The 16,670-nt window shown below is 43.4% G+C and carries 19 protein-coding genes and 1 pseudogene; 14 read left to right on the top strand and 6 right to left on the bottom strand.

Going from position 1 to position 16,670, the window contains the following annotated elements:
• The first annotated feature begins 1 nt into the window (after position 1).
• From yciH to nrdG, 3 genes and pseudogenes are all read left to right on the top strand, one after another.
• Positions 2 to 313 carry a stress response translation initiation inhibitor YciH gene (gene yciH / locus L4C34_RS03635; protein ID WP_428787988.1) on the top strand — a complete coding sequence of 104 codons (312 nt, stop codon included), beginning with the start codon at positions 2 to 4 and terminating at the stop codon, positions 311 to 313.
• A 412-nt stretch (positions 314 to 725) separates the two neighbouring features.
• Positions 726 to 2,564 (top strand): annotated as a pseudogene (gene nrdD / locus L4C34_RS03630) (anaerobic ribonucleoside-triphosphate reductase); the annotation flags it as partial.
• On the top strand, positions 2,561 to 3,025 hold the full coding sequence (nrdG, locus tag L4C34_RS03625) for an anaerobic ribonucleoside-triphosphate reductase-activating protein (protein ID WP_428787987.1): 465 nt from the start codon (positions 2,561 to 2,563) through the stop codon (positions 3,023 to 3,025). The pseudogene nrdD and the gene nrdG, both read left to right, overlap by 4 nt.
• Positions 3,026 to 3,202: 177 nt before the next feature.
• Here nrdG and L4C34_RS03620 read toward each other — a convergent pair whose 3' ends face one another.
• Entirely contained in the window at positions 3,203 to 3,571 is a 369-nt protein-coding gene (locus L4C34_RS03620; protein WP_428787986.1) for a DUF3693 domain-containing protein, read from the bottom strand.
• 122 nt (positions 3,572 to 3,693) lie between these two features.
• On the opposite strand from L4C34_RS03620, the gene L4C34_RS03615 reads away from it, so the two are divergent.
• The 11 genes from L4C34_RS03615 to L4C34_RS03565 all read left to right on the top strand — a co-directional run bounded on the left by L4C34_RS03615 (position 3,694) and on the right by L4C34_RS03565 (position 14,863).
• Complete coding sequence (locus tag L4C34_RS03615) at positions 3,694 to 5,688, top strand: replication endonuclease (protein WP_428787985.1); 1,995 nt, start codon at positions 3,694 to 3,696, stop codon at positions 5,686 to 5,688.
• Between the two features lie 78 nt (positions 5,689 to 5,766).
• Positions 5,767 to 6,081, top strand: a complete 315-nt coding sequence (locus tag L4C34_RS03610) for a chemotaxis protein (protein ID WP_428787984.1) — start codon at positions 5,767 to 5,769, stop codon at positions 6,079 to 6,081.
• A gap of 275 nt (positions 6,082 to 6,356) precedes the next feature.
• Complete coding sequence (locus L4C34_RS03605) at positions 6,357 to 6,581, top strand: major coat protein (protein WP_428787983.1); 225 nt, start codon at positions 6,357 to 6,359, stop codon at positions 6,579 to 6,581.
• A 70-nt stretch (positions 6,582 to 6,651) separates the two neighbouring features.
• Positions 6,652 to 8,076 carry a hypothetical protein gene (locus tag L4C34_RS03600; RefSeq protein ID WP_428787982.1) on the top strand — a complete coding sequence of 475 codons (1,425 nt, stop codon included), beginning with the start codon at positions 6,652 to 6,654 and terminating at the stop codon, positions 8,074 to 8,076.
• A gap of 20 nt (positions 8,077 to 8,096) precedes the next feature.
• Entirely contained in the window at positions 8,097 to 8,465 is a 369-nt protein-coding gene (locus L4C34_RS03595) for a DUF5455 family protein (protein ID WP_428787981.1), read from the top strand.
• Positions 8,466 to 8,467: 2 nt separating this feature from the next.
• On the top strand, positions 8,468 to 9,538 hold the full coding sequence (locus L4C34_RS03590) for a zonular occludens toxin domain-containing protein (RefSeq protein WP_428787980.1): 1,071 nt from the start codon (positions 8,468 to 8,470) through the stop codon (positions 9,536 to 9,538).
• A 58-nt stretch (positions 9,539 to 9,596) separates the two neighbouring features.
• The gene (locus L4C34_RS03585) at positions 9,597 to 10,811 is read left to right on the top strand and encodes a secretin N-terminal domain-containing protein (RefSeq protein WP_428787979.1); all 1,215 of its coding nucleotides are present in this window, start codon (positions 9,597 to 9,599) and stop codon (positions 10,809 to 10,811) included.
• Between the two features lie 58 nt (positions 10,812 to 10,869).
• Positions 10,870 to 11,787, top strand: a complete 918-nt coding sequence (locus L4C34_RS03580) for a DUF2971 domain-containing protein (RefSeq protein WP_428787978.1) — start codon at positions 10,870 to 10,872, stop codon at positions 11,785 to 11,787.
• 160 nt (positions 11,788 to 11,947) lie between these two features.
• On the top strand, positions 11,948 to 12,214 hold the full coding sequence (locus L4C34_RS03575) for a hypothetical protein (protein WP_428787977.1): 267 nt from the start codon (positions 11,948 to 11,950) through the stop codon (positions 12,212 to 12,214).
• 42 nt (positions 12,215 to 12,256) lie between these two features.
• The gene (locus L4C34_RS03570; RefSeq protein ID WP_428787976.1) at positions 12,257 to 13,447 is read left to right on the top strand and encodes a hypothetical protein; all 1,191 of its coding nucleotides are present in this window, start codon (positions 12,257 to 12,259) and stop codon (positions 13,445 to 13,447) included.
• Positions 13,448 to 14,440: 993 nt separating this feature from the next.
• A complete protein-coding gene (locus tag L4C34_RS03565; RefSeq protein WP_428787975.1) occupies positions 14,441 to 14,863 on the top strand; it encodes a DUF3653 domain-containing protein in 423 nt (140 codons plus the stop codon).
• Positions 14,864 to 14,944: 81 nt separating this feature from the next.
• Here the strand turns inward: L4C34_RS03565 and L4C34_RS03560 are convergent, their stop codons facing one another.
• The 5 genes from L4C34_RS03560 to L4C34_RS03540 all read right to left on the bottom strand — a co-directional run bounded on the left by L4C34_RS03560 (position 14,945) and on the right by L4C34_RS03540 (position 16,594).
• Positions 14,945 to 15,586, bottom strand: a complete 642-nt coding sequence (locus L4C34_RS03560; protein WP_428787974.1) for a hypothetical protein — start codon at positions 15,584 to 15,586, stop codon at positions 14,945 to 14,947.
• Between the two features lie 158 nt (positions 15,587 to 15,744).
• Complete coding sequence (locus tag L4C34_RS03555; RefSeq protein ID WP_428787973.1) at positions 15,745 to 15,888, bottom strand: hypothetical protein; 144 nt, start codon at positions 15,886 to 15,888, stop codon at positions 15,745 to 15,747.
• Positions 15,885 to 16,019 carry a hypothetical protein gene (locus tag L4C34_RS03550; RefSeq protein ID WP_428787972.1) on the bottom strand — a complete coding sequence of 45 codons (135 nt, stop codon included), beginning with the start codon at positions 16,017 to 16,019 and terminating at the stop codon, positions 15,885 to 15,887. The genes L4C34_RS03555 and L4C34_RS03550 overlap by 4 nt, the downstream gene beginning before the upstream one ends.
• Positions 16,009 to 16,224, bottom strand: a complete 216-nt coding sequence (locus tag L4C34_RS03545; protein ID WP_428787971.1) for a hypothetical protein — start codon at positions 16,222 to 16,224, stop codon at positions 16,009 to 16,011. Before L4C34_RS03545 ends, L4C34_RS03550 begins: the two co-directional genes overlap by 11 nt.
• Entirely contained in the window at positions 16,217 to 16,594 is a 378-nt protein-coding gene (locus tag L4C34_RS03540) for a hypothetical protein (RefSeq protein WP_428787970.1), read from the bottom strand. The genes L4C34_RS03545 and L4C34_RS03540 overlap by 8 nt, the downstream gene beginning before the upstream one ends.
• Positions 16,595 to 16,670 lie beyond the last annotated feature (76 nt).

Below are 16,670 nucleotides of genomic sequence, written 5' to 3'. Positions count from 1 at the left end.
AATGAGCCTTGTATATTCAACAGAAGTCGGAAGAATCCAGCCTGAAAAAGAGAAGCCACAACGAGAAAAAGGCGATGGTATTGTACGTATTCAACGTCAAACGAAAGGTCGCAAGGGCAAGGGTGTCTGCATTATCTCTGGCCTAGACCTAGACGACGCACCGCTAAAGCTTCTTGCCGCAGAACTGAAAAAAGTGTGTGGGTGTGGCGGAGCGGTCAAAGATGGCAGCATAGAAATCCAAGGCGACGCCAGAGATAAACTGAAATCCAGTTTAGAGAAAAAAGGTTATACAGTGAAACTCGCCGGCGGTTAACAAAAGCCCCATCAACAGATGGGGTGTTATTACAACCCATAGCGCACTATAACTAAATGAACATTTGTTAAAATCAAAAATTGCACCGTCACTCTTAAATCCTCTAACGCTAATTACTCAATAGTAATTGATTTTAGTCATAGCAGAAAAACGTTAATACATGTTCAATGGGTGCCATATGTAGTGTTATTTTCGTTCGTTATGCCTATATCTAGATGGCTGAGCTGTTGATACCTTATTTACGTAAGGACCTCGATAACATGAAGCTTTAATCTGATAAAGGAACTTATCGATCACTTGGCGTAAGAGTCCCATCATGTTCAAACCGAAATCCATATTGTCATTCAATGAAGGCAGTACCCAGTATCACGTTGGATCAGCAGCAATCACTGCTTGCACACCAAAAGAATTTAGTAAGCTAGCAGAAGAAATATTAGGTCTGGTGAGCCAAACGGATATGGACCTTAAAACTGAAAACGCAAATAAAGATGGCCATGTAATCCCTACACAGAGAGATCTGCTTGCGGGCGTTGTTTCAAAGTTCTATGGCAAAAAATATATGCTGACAGATGATATTATTCGTGCCCATGATAGTGGGCAGATTCACTTCCATGACCTCGATTACTCTCCATTTTTTCCGATGTTTAACTGCATGATTGTTGATCTAGAAGAAATGTTGTCTCACGGATTTAGAATGGGAAATGCCGAAATAGAGACGCCGAAATCCATTCAGACAGCCACAGCTGTCACAGCACAAATCGTTGCCCAAATTGCTAGTCATACCTACGGTGGAACAACCCTAAATCGTCTTGACGAAGTGCTTGCTCCTTATGTAAAAGCGAGTTACCACAAACACTTAGAGACTGCGGACGAATGGCGAATTCAAAATGGAAAAAGCTATGCTCAAGCACTCACTGAAAAAGAAGTATTCGACGCATTTCAATCTATGGAATACGAAATTAATACGTTATTTTCAAGTAATGGCCAGACACCATTTGTTTCCATAGGGCTAGGGCTTGGAATAAGCTGGGAATCGAGGTTGATCCAAAAAGCGATTTTCGACAATCGTATTTTGGGCTTGGGCAAAAACAGAAAAACGGCTGTTTTTCCAAAGTTAATTTATAGCCTCAAAGCCGGGGTTAATCTAAACCATAACGATCCTAACTACGATATCAAACAGTTAGCCCTACGGTGCGCGGCTAAACGTATGTATCCTGATATTCTTAACTATGACAAAGTCGTAGAAGCCACTGGATCGTTTAAGGCCCCTATGGGTTGCCGTAGTTTTCTAGACCAATACCTAGATTCGGGAGGTAATGAATGTCATGAGGGGCGAAATAACCTAGGCGTTGTGAGTTTAAACTTGCCGCGCGTGGCGATAGAAGCCAAAAGCTGTGAATCTCGATTCTACCAAATTTTAGATAAGCGATTAGCTGTAGCTAAAAAGGCTTTAGAAAGCCGGATCCAACGTTTCAACGGAGTAAAAGCGCGTGTGGCGCCAATCCTATATACCGAAGGCGCGTTAGGTGTGCGATTGAACCCAGACGACGAGGTTATCTGCTTATTTAAAGATGGTAGGGCATCAATTTCATTAGGTTATATCGGCATTCACGAGACAGTGAACGCCCTGTATAGGGAAAGTTCTCATATTTATGACAGCGCAGAATTGCAGGAAAAAGCTGTTGCACTGCTTTCATATATAAAGTCTACCGTTCAGCGTTGGAAGAAGGAAACTGGTTGGGGTTTTAGCTTGTATAGTACGCCGTCAGAAAGCTTGTGTAAGCGCTTCTGCCAGCTTGATAAAGAAGAATTTGGTTTAATTTCTGGTGTCACCGATAAAGGATACTATACGAATAGTTTCCACCTTGACGTGGAAAGAAAAGTAACCCCCTACCAAAAAATTGACTTCGAAGCACCTTATCCAGAATTATCCAGCGGTGGATTTATTTGCTACGGTGAATTCCCCAACATGCAACACAATTTAGAGGCCTTGGAGAATATCTGGGACTACAGTTATAGTCGAGTTCCTTACTATGGAACTAACATGCCTATTGATCAGTGCTATAAGTGTGGATTTGAAGGGGAGTTTGATTGTTTAAGTAAAGGATTTGTCTGTCCTGCGTGCGGTAATAGCGATGCGAAAACGGTCTCTGTGACTCGCAGAGTTTGTGGTTATTTAGGAGCGCCTGACTCACGCCCATTTAATACGGGAAAGCAAGAAGAAGTAAAACGAAGAGTCAAACACTTATGAATTATAACAAATACTATTCCGTTGATGTCGTGAATGGGGAAGGGACGCGCTGTACTTTATATGTTTCTGGGTGTGAGCATCAATGCCGAGGCTGCTACAATCAGTCAACATGGTCGATGAACTCTGGACAGAAATACACTCAGGAACTGGAAGAGCAAATCATCTCAGATTTACGTGATGAAAAAGTAAAACGACGAGGTTTGTCTTTAACCGGAGGCGATCCTCTTCATCCAACCAACTGTAAGCAAGTGCTTAAACTGGTTCAACGAGTCAGGGAAGAGTGTCCCGATAAAGACATTTGGCTTTGGACTGGCTACCAACTTAGCAAGTTGACTCCAGGGCAAAAAGAGATTGTTCAATCTGTAGATGTGTTAATTGATGGCAAATTTGAACAAAAATATGCCGATAAAACCTTATTATGGCGCGGAAGCAGTAATCAGATCATTCATCGTTTTAGTTAATGACGGTGGAGAATATTGCTTAGAATTACATTGATAGTCATACGGTGTGTTCGTTAGAACGTAACCTTATGATTATCAATGCTAATTATGTATTTTATGTTAAATAAGTTATGTTCAATGCTTTGTTCCAGAAGAGACGCGGGGAAGTTGATGAACAGAAGTTAATACATTTCAAATTTAACATAACATACATAATGCGTACTGGCGTAAAGGTTCCAAATCGGTGGTCAGCAGCAACGTTAAAGCCGCGCCAGACATAGTAACTGCTTGAAATCCACGACTATTAAAAGATTTGGCGATCTTGGCCCATGCCTTTTGCGCTTTGTGGTCTTTGCTTTTGTCCGCGGCCAGATAAACCAAAACTTCTTCTTCTGTAATTCCAATCTGTTCCGCTAGAAAAAGAGCTTCATTTTCAGTTAGATGGCGCTCGCCATTTCTGATTTTACTGATCTTCTGCGTACTTATACCCAAGTCATGTGCGATTTGCTTGTCTTGTATATAGTTTTTCGCCTGTTTATAGGCATCTAAAATTTTTGATTGGTACATATCTGGCTCCCTGTTTTCCTAAATTGTATACCGTTATTCCCGATTTTGGTCTATTTACAACCCCGATTTTTGTAGACTACCATGATACGTAAATCGGGATTTCAATTTAGTGGAATTGGTTTATGTATCGGACAGTTGAAAAATCACAGGCAGAAAAGACGTATCTTATTCCGGCTCGCACGTATGGCGATGTGGATGTGTTTACGTCTGACAGTTACGACTATCAATTGGATCTGACTAAGCCCAAAGTTGACCACACGCGCCCCACTCCATTTTCGCGCTGGATGTTCGACCAACACAATCACATTGTCACCACCGATGCTGAGCCGAGTATTTCGACGTTACGTATTCCGGCTTCGTTCAAACGCAATGGCCGATTCTGCAAAGACATGATCCGAACGTTTAAAGATGTGTGCCAACAGCAAGACGACATTGAAGCGCTGCGCCAAATGACTGACGCCAATCACCGCCTCAATCAATTTAATTACAGCGCGGCCATGGACGATGACGACATTCGTACACTGGCGACAGACAAGTCTAAACAGTTTATGCGCGAGTTGGCTAAGTTCGGTGTCGACGAAGAGCAAGAGCGCTTTCAAGTTGCGGTGGAATTGTTGGCCATGTTGGGCCTGAGTTTTCGTGAGTCACAAATCAAACAAGCCGAAGATAACGGCGAACTGTTTGCACTGGTTAACCGTGCGTTGGATGAAAAATGGCTGTGTCGTCAGCTTCGCCGCAAGTGTGCTTATACGGTTGAGCAAGTGGCTCGCGATCTGGCGTTGGTGCAACGCTCGAAGCAAGTGTACTGCTCTGACTTTTCGGTGGAACGTCATCGAGAGCGCCGCAAGTCGAATCAAATCGTATTAGAACAAACCGTGGCCTATGAAGATGGCAACGAGCATAACTGGTTCACATTGAAAGAGCTGTCTGATAAATCGGTTTCCAATCCAGAGATACGCCGTGGCGAAATGTTCGTTCGTATCCGTGGCTTTGAAGACATTGCGAGAGAGTCTGATCATGCTGCGATTTTCCTAACCGCCACGGCCCCTTCCCGCTTCCACCCTGTGTCGGGCAGAAAGGTGAATCAAAAATGGCTAGTTGCTGGCCGACCGGATGCTAAAACTGCCCATCAACACATCATGGGTGTGTGGCAAGCATTGGGAAAATTGTTGGCGAAACACAAAATCCATACCTACGGGATGCGCATCGTCGAACCCCACCAAGACGGCACGCCGCATCATCACTATTTGCTGTTTTTAGAGCCGAAACACCGTGATTTTGTGGTGTCCGAATTTCGCCGTTTATCGCTCAAAGATTCACCGAATGAGAAAGGTGCGCAGAAGCATCGCTTCACTTGTGAACATATTGACTTCAAAAAAGGCTCTGCGGTTGGTTATGTCGCCAAATATCTGAGCAAAAACATCGATGGCCAGCATATTGAGCAAGATAAAGGCTCAAATCTACAAGGAACGGACGCCGCCGAACGTGTTGTGACGTGGTCACGCGTGAATCAAATACGACAGTTCCAGTTCATTGGTGGCCCGTCCGTCAGTGTTTGGCGCGAGCTGCGCCGACTACGTGAAGAATTTAACGAGGAAGACGCCATGTTTTCAGATCTCAACAATGCTGAGCATTACATATTAGAAAAGGTTCGCCGCGCGGCGGACGATGGAGATTGGAAAGCCTTCTGCTATGCCATGGGCGGTGTGATTGTGAATGGCGAAAAGACACCGGTGAAATTGCATTACATGGTGCCAAGAGCCATCGAGAAAATATGCCAATCGGATGATGCCGTTACCCAATACGGCGATACGGCCCAAGCGAGAGTTAATGGTTTGATGTTTAAGAACGTCTACATCATGACGCGTTTTCGTAAATGGAAAGTGACCGACAAGAAAGTGTTTGAGCGTTCCCGTGAAGGTGTCATGTCGAATCTCGTCGATTGGTTCGACGTCATGGAGCGCAATCGCGAATACGAATACATGTTGGAAGACAGATTCCAGCAGTACGAAGAACGCACGCAGTATTGCGAACATCTTGAGGCCGTGTATCTGACTGAGGGTTTAGAAGGACTCGCGTTAGAGTTGGTGGGCGCAGCCCCGCCGACTCTAATGTGAGTTCTTCCTTGGACTTGTGTCAATAACTCCCTCTTTTAATTCAACACAACAACTAACGAACGACAAAAGGAAATGGTTATGAAAATTGAAGGTTTGATCTTTGATGATGCGGACATCACGCAGGAAACCAAAACTAACCGCAGTACGGGTGAAGCCTTGCTGTCAGGCAAGTTTAAATTCCTGACCACCAATCCTACTGAGGCGATTGACGTCAAAGTCAGTGCGGATCTGTGGGCCAACGGTGAAGCCGGAAAAATGCTCAAGAGTTTGGTCGGTAAGCGTCACCAATTTGAGATCCAATATCGCGAAATGAGCTTTGGCAATGATGACGGAAAACACGTGTCATTGAATGGGTTTTATCTCCACGCCCTACCCCAAGTTCAAGCGAAATAACGGACTGAGAGACGACGATGAAAGATGCCCAATTTACTGAGTTTATGGCCGCGTTTGATAACTTTCAATTGATGGTGTTCATTGGTTTGCTGTTCGTGATTTTGGGCATTGGGATGATATTCGGGGGGCAAAGATAAATGCTGTCTATTGATTTTATGGTTGGGTCATTTTCGACAGTGTTTATCCTTGGCTACGCGATTGGTAAGCAGCTGCTTATTTGGAAACGTGCGGTCGAGGTTTCAACGTCAAACTAACTCGTGTAAGGAATACACATTATGAACATGATCAAAAAGCATTACGGAAAAATTTTAGCAGTAAGTTCTCTTCTTGTTGGTTCGGTCGCTCATGCAGCACTGAGTACGGAAGCGCAAGCAGCGGTTGATTCGGTATCCACAGCAGCAACGGATTTCTTGGGATCGGCATGGAGCATCGCGATTATTGTGGTGGTCGGGTTTGCAGGTATCAAGCTATTCAAAAAAGCGGTCAGCAAAGCCACTTAATTACGCCTTTTAGTCATACGTCTGGGGCGGTTCTCCGCCCTTTTTTCTAGCAAGTAACAAAGGAAATGTTATGCGCTATTACTCAGGTTCATTTTTATTATTAGCTATTTTATTACTTTCTTTTCCACAACGGTCGTATGCGAATGAAACGCCATCCGTTCTCTATAAGTTAACGTCTAGCCTTTGGTGGTCAAATCCACAATGTGGTTCAGTAGGAATGACCGTTGCCCCTGATTTTTTTATCGGGTGTGGTTGGCTTACACATGGTGGTGAACACGATAACGGTACGATTATAAGTACCTATCTATCAAATGGCGGAATATACGGAGTGACGGCGGTAACTCAGGGTATGCTTTTTTATATCTCCGTTGTGAATGCTTGTCCATCGTCTGAATCATATAACCCTGATACTAAAGCTTGTGAGCCATTACCCGAATTTTGTGACCGTGATGAAACTGTCGCTACGATGGCTGCTGACCAAGAACAATGCGCCCTTAGTGAAGGCATTTTTTCTGCTCAGTGTGTCAATGAAACTGAAACGTATACGCCTAAATGTGTTCAACCTAACGCGTGTGTCATTGGCGCGGCAGGCTGGCCTGACTGTATGGCCGATTACGATCCCACAACCCCACCACCCATTCCTGAACTCAACTTCAATCCAGCAACGGCGAGTACGGCTCCCAAAGCGGATTCGTACGATAAGCAAGACGCGGATAGCGTAACAGAAACGGCTTCAACGGATTCGGCTGTACTTGAAGCGGTTCAAAATCTTAATCGCGATGCGAATACGGCGTTAACTTCTCTCGATACCAACCTCACTCAAGGCGTTGCAGATATTAATACGGTGCTCAATCAGCTTAACGCGACCAATAACGCTGTGGGTCAGTCAGTGGTTGACCAACTGAATCAGGATTATCAGATTTTTCAGGCTGAAAAGGATCTCCAGTTGCAGACCACGGGAGCGGTTGCGAATGCAGGTTCTCGGACTGTGGCGGCAACCAATCTTGCGACGGATGCCATTAATGACAATACCAATGAGATCGGTCAGAAATTGGATGCGATTAGAGAAGCGGTTGATAGTGAAGCTTGTGTTCCCAGTACGGAAAACAACTTTTGTGAGAATCCTCATGGTCTCGATTCGGGGACGATCACCGACATCATGACCCAAGTGAGTGACGTGGTCGACGGTGAACTGGATAACGTCGAGACGATTGCGGTCGATGGCGCAACAGCCATTGCCACCACTCCACTGACGGGCGCGGTAGAAGCTAACATCACCGCGCTGAACGATGCGGTGTTGGCGGTGCTTCCTCAAGTTGGGAATTGTTCGCCGTTGGTGTTCGAGTTCTCAGGTAAAACGATGTCGATTGATTGCAGTGTCTCGGCGCAAATCAAAACGGTGTTGTCCTATCTGTTCTATTTGTACACGGGACTAATGCTGATGAGCATTTTGTTTGATGAAGTCACACCCAAAAGTCGCAAAGCGACCGCGTAATGTATTAAGGAGAAAAGGCGATGCCCGTTGTTCTATTACCCATTATTAGCAGTGTCGCGGGAGCGCTTCGAATTCCGGCCATTGCAATGTTCTTCGGTAGTCTCGCTGCTCAAGTGATGGCGTTTTTTGCTCGTAAGCTAACGCGAGGCTTTGCCATTAACTTAACCATCGTTGTGATGATCATTGGTCTGGCGGCTGGGTTATCGGCGGCCATTTATGCCTTGTTCGGGGCGCTGTCGTTTGTGGTGCCTCCAGCATTGAATCAGGCGGTTGATTTCTTTCTACCGTCTAATTCTATTCCGTGTTTTTCTGCGGTCATGTCGGCACGTTTACTTCGTTGGGTATGGGAATGGCAATACTACGCGATCACTAAGGTTGCGGGGGTATAGAGATGGCGGTCTATTTTGTGACAGGAAAACTCGGTGCTGGCAAGTCGCTCACCTCAGTGGGTCGTATTAAAGATGCACTCATTCGCGGCGTTCCCGTGGCCACCAATCTCGATCTCAATTTGTGCGCGATGCTAGGACGTAATACCAAGAAAACGCAATGCTATCGGGTTCCAGATAAACCGACCTTACAAGACTTAGACGCGTTAGGTAACGGAAACCAAAGCTATGATGAATCAAAAAATGGCTTACTGGTTCTGGATGAATGTGGCACCTGGTTCAACTCACGAACATGGAATGACAAGTCTCGCCAAGATGTGATCAACTGGTTTCTTCATGCACGTAAAAAAGGCTGGGATATCATTTTTATCGTCCAAGATATTTCGATTGTCGATAAACAGGCCCGCTTAGCTTTAGCCGAACACACGGTATTTTGTCGCCGTCTCGATCGGATGCAAATTCCGATAGTGTCCTCGGCGATTAGGATCATTACGCTCGGTTTGATCCACTTGAAATTACCCAAGCTGCATATTGGCATCGTGAAATATGGCGATAACGCGCAAGCCTTAACCGTAGATAAGTGGCACTTGTGGGGAACTGAACTCTATGCCACTTACGACACCAAACAAATCTTTTCGAGTCACTATGAAGACGGCGTGTATATGAAGTTGCCGACTTGGTACTCTCACGGACGTTACCGCGTCCCTTATACAGCGAGAAACATCATGCGGATCACCAAAATCGTGGCGCGGAAATATTCCCGTTTGACCATGTTCACGTTAGGTTCCCTGCTCTCTTTAGGCGTGTCTCTTCTCTACACCTCAGAGACGAACACAGTCACCAATGTTATTACGCCAATGGTCGAGAACCCAAGTTATCAAGCGTTCGATTTTTCCGGCTATCGCATTACAAGTTACATGCAAACGCCGGATGGTCAGCTGAGCTTTGAGATCGACAAAGACGGTCAGCGTAAGAACAGCATGGAACTAGCGGCTATGGGTTATCAGTTTACGGCTAAGTCACGTTGTCACATCACGGTCAATCGCGGAGGGCCATCTCATGAACTGTATTGCTAACGGCTATCAACCTAAGCTCGATTGTCAGAGTCAAATGCTTTCCAATTTGGCTTTGATAATGAGCAGACAAGCACAGCGCGTCAGTGGGGTTGCCCTTTTATTCCTCCTTATTCCCCTCGCCGCTTTCGCCGATGAACCGACTAAGTTTGAAACGGCCAATACGCCTATAGCGGAATTTGTATCATGGTTCGCCACTCAATCCGGTCAAACGATTGTACTTGGTCAAGGTGTCACGGGAACAGTCAGTTTTACTGCACCGGATTTAAAATCAAGTGAGTACCCAGCCTTCTTCAATTCGGTGCTGCGTTCGCATGGTTATCAGTTAGTAAAGAAAGGTAATGTCTATATTGTTCAACTCACCGCAGAGGCGGTTACTCAACTTGCTCCCGTGTATGTGAAGCTCTATCGCCTCGAACATGTGCGGAATACTAAGGTTGTCGATCTCATTTCGTCCATGTTGGCTGCGACACAAAACCAAGTTATCAAAGAGCAACCAGTACAGAATTATAATGTTGAAGTCTTGCCGACCACGAACGCGCTCATCATCACTGGAACTGAACAGCAACTCGCGAAAATAGACGAACTAATGAAAGGCATCGACAAACCACAACGCCAAGTGTTCATTGAGGCGATTATCACTGAATCGAGCGTTGATAAATCGCATGAAGTTGGTGTTAATCTCGATGCTGCGTTTAAGCATGCGGGGTTCGTTACCAATACCACCATTGCCAGCCTAACCAGTGATAATGTTTTGATGTATGAACGTGGTGATTTTACGGCATTGGTGAAAGCCATCGAGAGCAATGAGAATGCAGAGTTATTGTCTAGGCCACAAATGCTGATCATGGATAGGGAAAGCGGATACATCACGGTCGGCCAGAATGTCCCTTTCATTACCTCCACAGAAGTAACGGATGGTGGAAATAAAATTAACACCATTGAGCGGCAAGATGTAGGCGTATCATTGAACGTGAAACCGCATGTTATGGGGGATTATGTCGTGCTGGAAATTGAGCAAGAATCTCAATCCGTCACCAATTCCACTCAAGCTTCAGATATTATTACTAACAAAAGAACGCTCAAGACAGTCGCCAAAGTGAAAAGCCGCGAAACGATTGTGCTGGGCGGCCTGATCTCAACAGATGAAAAAAACAGTTCAAGCGGTATACCTGTACTGCGAGATATTCCACTGATTGGCTGGTTGTTTGGTTCTGAGTCGTTAGAACGTCAGCAAAAAGAGTTGAGAGTAGTTATTAAAACTACCATTCTATAACGGTTAATTACCATGTAATATTGGGCCGCAACACAGTATACGTACTAGGAGATATATTTTGGGAACAACCACCCTTCAAAAATCAGTGGGGATACTAGCGGATTCAAACAGCTTGGGGCAAGATAATATTTATCATTATTGCGGGGTTGATTCGTTTTTTCATATCGTTAACAGCCAAAGCATGTTTCTTAGCTCTACGCGTTATATGAATGACAAAGCAGACTTTCGATGGGTTAGGCACCTACTTACTGAGAAAATGTTATCTCAACACTCAATTTCGACAGATCCAAAAAGGCTCACTCACCTCAATAGCTTGCTAGAGGATGACATTAGGTTATCAGGCGGTGAAGCATTTATCGCTTGTTTCTCTTTGCAAGGAGATCTTCTTAGTCAATGGAGCCGCTATGCTGACAATAACAAAGGTGTATCAATAGGATTTAATGTTAATGTACTACACAACGTGCTGAAAGGGTTTAACACATACAATCGAGAAGCTGTAGTGTCGGGGCGAGGCATTCCTCTTAGTGCAGTATCCCGCTTTCAAATGAAGCCAGTTATCTATGGGATCGAAGAACAGTATAGGAACTTAAGTCTTGATAGGCCTTACCATAGTACCAATGGCCCAGTTACGGCGTTATGTGATACTGCGGATCATTTAGTTTGGCAATCAACATATCTTAAATCACCTACTTTTAGCGAAGAGTCGGAGGTGAGGATTGCATACATGCCTGAAATTAATGTGACCGATCGTATAGAAATTAAAGGTGGGAATGACAAGTTAAAGTATAGGACTAGCAATGGAAAGCTAATACCATTCTTTTTGCTTAAACTCGGTTCTCAAGCGATTTCCTCTGTTACTTTAGGGGCAGAATGTAAGTTAACTGAACTTGAGGTACACCGCTTTTTAGTCTCAGTAGGTATAAACTTGGATAGGTCAAAAATAACTCGGACAGATTCAACCTATACCAATGCTTAGGTTTGATTAACACTCGCGGTCATTAGTCGCGAGTTTGCTCCTTCTGGCGATTGAATTTCATACGATAAACACTTCTTTTTCAGAACAGTTTACGAGTACAATCTAGCATATATTTTTCAGGCCTGATGGCTTCATTTTTATTTATATAGGAGTATATCAAATGGATGATACATTAAATCAAATCATCGGATATCTAAACGAGAATGGAATCCGAGCCACCTATGGAGCAGTGGCTGACGTTCTTGGCGTAAATGCACAGTCGGTTGGAATGCTATTAGGTGAAAGAAGACCCGAAGTATCATGGGTAGTTAACCGTAAAACAGGTATGCCAACTGGCTACCTGATTGAAGAATGCGCATATAACTTATTATCTCGACAAGAGATAATTAAAGATGCGTATACTCTTAAATACAATGTCGGGCTTTAATATTTTAAATTGCCACCTTTACTTTTTAACTTACACATTATAATGGCTAAAATGCGGGAAAATTTATTTTTTAAACTTAAGAACCTAGTTAAAGGCGAAATCTCTTTATTTAGTCAAGTACACCTTGAAGATATTAAAGAAACGAAGTTATTGGTAAGGGATATTGTATATTATAAGGTGTTGCCGATTGTTTCTGATACTTTAGGAGGCACTACAGGTTTAAATGTAGAAAATCTTTCTAAAGAAGTAACGTCTACGCTATTTGAAATTAAAGAGGATCCTGACTTAATTAGTCACTCCTCACCTATAATTGAACATGTCGTAAGTCAGTGTGTTGGTAAGTCATGGCTTGATTATTCGGTAAGTATAACATCTACTCTAAACAACCATCTTGATATACTGTCTGATAACCTTAAAGTTGATCGTAATGAATATTTAGCGATAAAAAAAAGAGTAACTTCAATGTTAAACATTGCTCGAAGTGAGTCAGTTAATGTTGAGTTTAATATATCTAGGGCTATCGGGAGTGTAACTAAATTTAAGTTTGGTGCAGCAGAAATATCGAGCATTATTGCTTTTTTGTCTGCAATGTTTATCTTTAGTGGGTATATATATGAGAAGATTTTCTTCTTGAGCTTTAATGTAGATGTGGAAGACTTTTACACTATCCAAGACTATCTTTCTAGTAGTTTAGGCGCCATATCCTCCTCGTTTCTTTATACAGTAGTCCCTCTAGTTTCGGTTTGTTTTATTTATCTAATGGATTCAAATAGTCCAAGCTTCCATACATTAGAGCGGTTTCTATCAAGAAAGTCTAGACCTGTATATTACTTTATATTTCTTCTTTTTATTTCATATCTGATACTAATAGCTACAATCGACAGATATTACGAGTTACAGATGTATATTGGATGGGTTGCTATATTATTCTTATTTCTTAAGTATCTATTTTCAAAATATTTAGGAGAAGTGAGATCGGTCATTTTTCTAACTTTATTTGCATTCATACTTTATGTTTCAAGTGTTTTTTTGGTGGCTAAGCAAAACGTAGATAGTGCTATAAACTCTAAAGATGAAAAGTATTCTATAATTTTAAAAAGTGGATACAAAGCTTACAAAGCGTATAGGTATTTATCCTCTAATTCAAACTTTATATTTATGCTGTCAAATAAGGACAATGCTATCGTTATCCTTCCAAAGGATAGTATTATGTCACTAAAATCGGTCTATTAATCTCGTCAAAGATACATGTTTTATCCCCTAACTATTGTGCCCGCATGTAAGTAGCGGGCAATTGGTTAATTTGAATTGCGTTTAATCTTTTCTATTGATCTGGCTATTCGAAGTAATTTTCTTGATGTTTCAAGGTCAGAAGGCGCTTCAATCTGTGTAAGCGCGTGGCCGCACAATATCTGCTGAGGCCCAATCAATTCACCTGTTGGAATCTCAAGTTTATTCTTTCTCATCCTAAATTTCTGCCAGTCTTCCTTGTGGCTTAAGTCTCTAGCAGTGTAGAGCCTCATAAGCCGCTTACATTCCTTGGGTATCTCTCGACCTAAGTCCCACTGATATACCGTTCTCACTGACTTAAAGCAGAGATCTGCCGTTTCTTGCTTAGTTAAGCCGCACTCGAACTTGCGGAAGATGTAATTTTTAGTCATGTCTCTATGGTGCATTGATACTGCCCTTTTAGGGTTAATGGGCTTCGTATCAAAAGCAAACTCTAGTTAATATAAAGTAAAAGCTCTAATTCATTGGAGGCAGAGCACTTAATGTCTCATTTCAATTGAGATATTGATCACACAAATGAAAAGTGTTGAAAATGAGGATTTTGCTTTGAAATGTGCTCGGTGAGCTTTGATAAGAGAAGTAATGACAATTTCAAAGCTAATGCCGTTATAAGTCATCATTTTCACAACTTTGCTTATTGATTGAAAAATAAACCTTTTTTAACATAAGTAAACATAATGCGCACTTAGGTCTATTTTGTTAACATCTGCTGATAAATGAATAACTTACAAAAACTCACCGTTAGAATTCAATCACTTAGTTGCATATTCTATCTGTCCAATCCTTTCACATTTTATCACGTTAGAACGGCTGCCTTTCTCTCACTTACGCGCATGGTGCGCGTGTTGGTGACTTATCGACTAAAGCGATTAAACCCGCAGGCAGTTATCGAAAAAATCGTTGAATGTCGTGTTAAATTTGTGAGGTCTATCACCCATGTTTCTCGAATCTTTTTTCAACCTCTTCTGGCGTGAGTTCGATTCTGTGTCCCACGGTGCCCAATATTTTCATGTTCGCGCGTCGACCGTTCGCCGTTGGCTGTCTGGCGAATCCCCAATTAACCCGATGGCGGAAAAGTTACTGCTGATCAAAGCGCTTGGCTATTTGCCCAATGATATTCGTTGGGAAGGTTTTCGCATTAATGAGGAGCGCGGCGTGATCATCACCCCGTCGGGCCGTGAGTTCAGTCCCAAAGAATTGGAGAGTTTTAGTTATTGCAAGGATGAGTATTTAGAATTGGTTAAGCGCCACGGTCACGCCGAACACGCACCGATTTATCCGGCCAAACCGAATCATTTGCCGTTTCGTGGTGGTCGTCGAATGAAAGCTGCACCGTGGATACCGACTAAGTTCAAATAGTTCGTAAAATATTGCTGTCTAATTTAGCTTAATAAAGCCGCTAACTAGCGGGCTTTATTTTATATGTAATGGAACGTAAAACTAGATTTGCTCACTACTTTCTTGCTTCATTAATGGGGTCATCAACTCTTCAAGTGCAAGTTCGATATTTATACGGGCGTTATGTAAGTTGTCCATTAGTTGACGGCATTGCTCTTTGTCTCCAGTAATTCTTCGATTAGTCAAGTTCTTTATATGCGAGATAATTGCACCCCGTTGATCGATATATATCTTTAATTCCGTTTGCAATTCATCTTTAAAGTATAAGCTGATATACATTATTGCTTTGTTATCTACATAAACCACATTCTCATAGTTTTTGTTTAGAGCGTGTCCAAGATTAGCAGCAAAGGTTGCAACATCTTCATATACAGCTTGATATGCGAGCTCAATTTTTTCTCTGGTTATACGAGCTAATTCTCGCGTTTCCAAGTAATTATGGGAGAGTTTCTCTTCTATTGCTTTAATCGAGTTGGTTTGCTTCTCTAGGCGTTCCAAGGCGTTTTTCATGCCTTCGTTTTCAGCCCTGTCGGTTGCTTTCTTTTTGAGATATGGAGCTACGTAATTACCAACAAGTACTCCTATAAAAGGAAGAACTACAAATGATACGTAGTTCCATACTGACAAGATGTCGCGGGTGCGAATAGTGTTTTCAATGGATTCAATTATGTCTTGCTGTGACATTATATACCCCTAAAATTTGGTACAATATCACAATCAAGAAGTGACAGCGTTACTTTTTCTTCTTCGCTTTAACTATCTTCCCGCCTTTCGCATAGCGGTAGCCTTTCTTCAATTTGCCCTTCCCTTTGGTGGCTGTTTTTTTGCTTACTGGCATGGTGTTACCCCTTTAATCGTTTAATAAGAATGGCGCTGACGATGGTGACAAAACCAATCGTAAGCATGGTTCGTTCGGATACGTCGATTTTGACCTGTACTGGGTCGGGCGTTGAGACGCTGACGCCGAATTGCGTTGGGATGTTCATTCCTTCTCCTTGGCACTTTTGGTTTCAAGGATGGTGAGGCGTCGGTCTTGTTTCCACAATAGGATAATGATGACAGACAGCGCGGGCGGAAATCCCATCGCGGTGATTTGTTCTAAGGCTTCAATGATCATTCTTTTTCGGTTTCCATGCGTCTGGCAAGGCTTCCCACAGCGCGACCAATGACACAATCACGCCCCCTACTGCGCCGCCGTATTCGACACCTTGCTGGCTGACATCGACGGTGAATAAATCGGTGTGGCCGGAGCTGGCCGCGAGTATCCCGCCAACGAGTGCGAGACCTTTGTATGTGGAGGGTTGTTGTAAGTATTTAAGCATGGCGAATGTTGTCCTTAGTGATTTCAACGTTGATGAGTGGGCGGTACTTGGGTTTCAATGGGCCGCGACCGCCGCCGAACAGTTCAATCAGTAATGGGCGGTATTGTTCTACTTTCCATAACACGCGGTAGGCGTCGTCGGTGAGCTTATATTTGTCGGTCAGGTAAAAGTCACGAATCATGAGCGGCGCGAGTTCGACAGGTTCCCAGCCGTTAAACTTGGCAAACAAGTCGCTGAGCACTTGGCCTGCTGGCTGCGTGGCTTCGGCGGCAAACTCATCGGCGGCGCGATAGGCTTTGTTCAACACGGCGAAGGCCACTAAAGCGGCTCCGCCAATGATGAGCATGTTAAGCTGCTGCAATGGCCGCATGGATGACCTCATCACTGTAGGGTTGCTGGCCGTTTTCGTGCTGGATGATGACTTTAATCAGCTCGGGATCATGGTC

It is taken from the genome of Vibrio profundum (genome assembly GCF_050337555.1).
Classification (GTDB): domain Bacteria; phylum Pseudomonadota; class Gammaproteobacteria; order Enterobacterales; family Vibrionaceae; genus Vibrio; species Vibrio profundum.
Note: the sequence above shows the minus strand (reverse complement) of the source record. Positions and strands in the feature narration are given on the sequence as shown.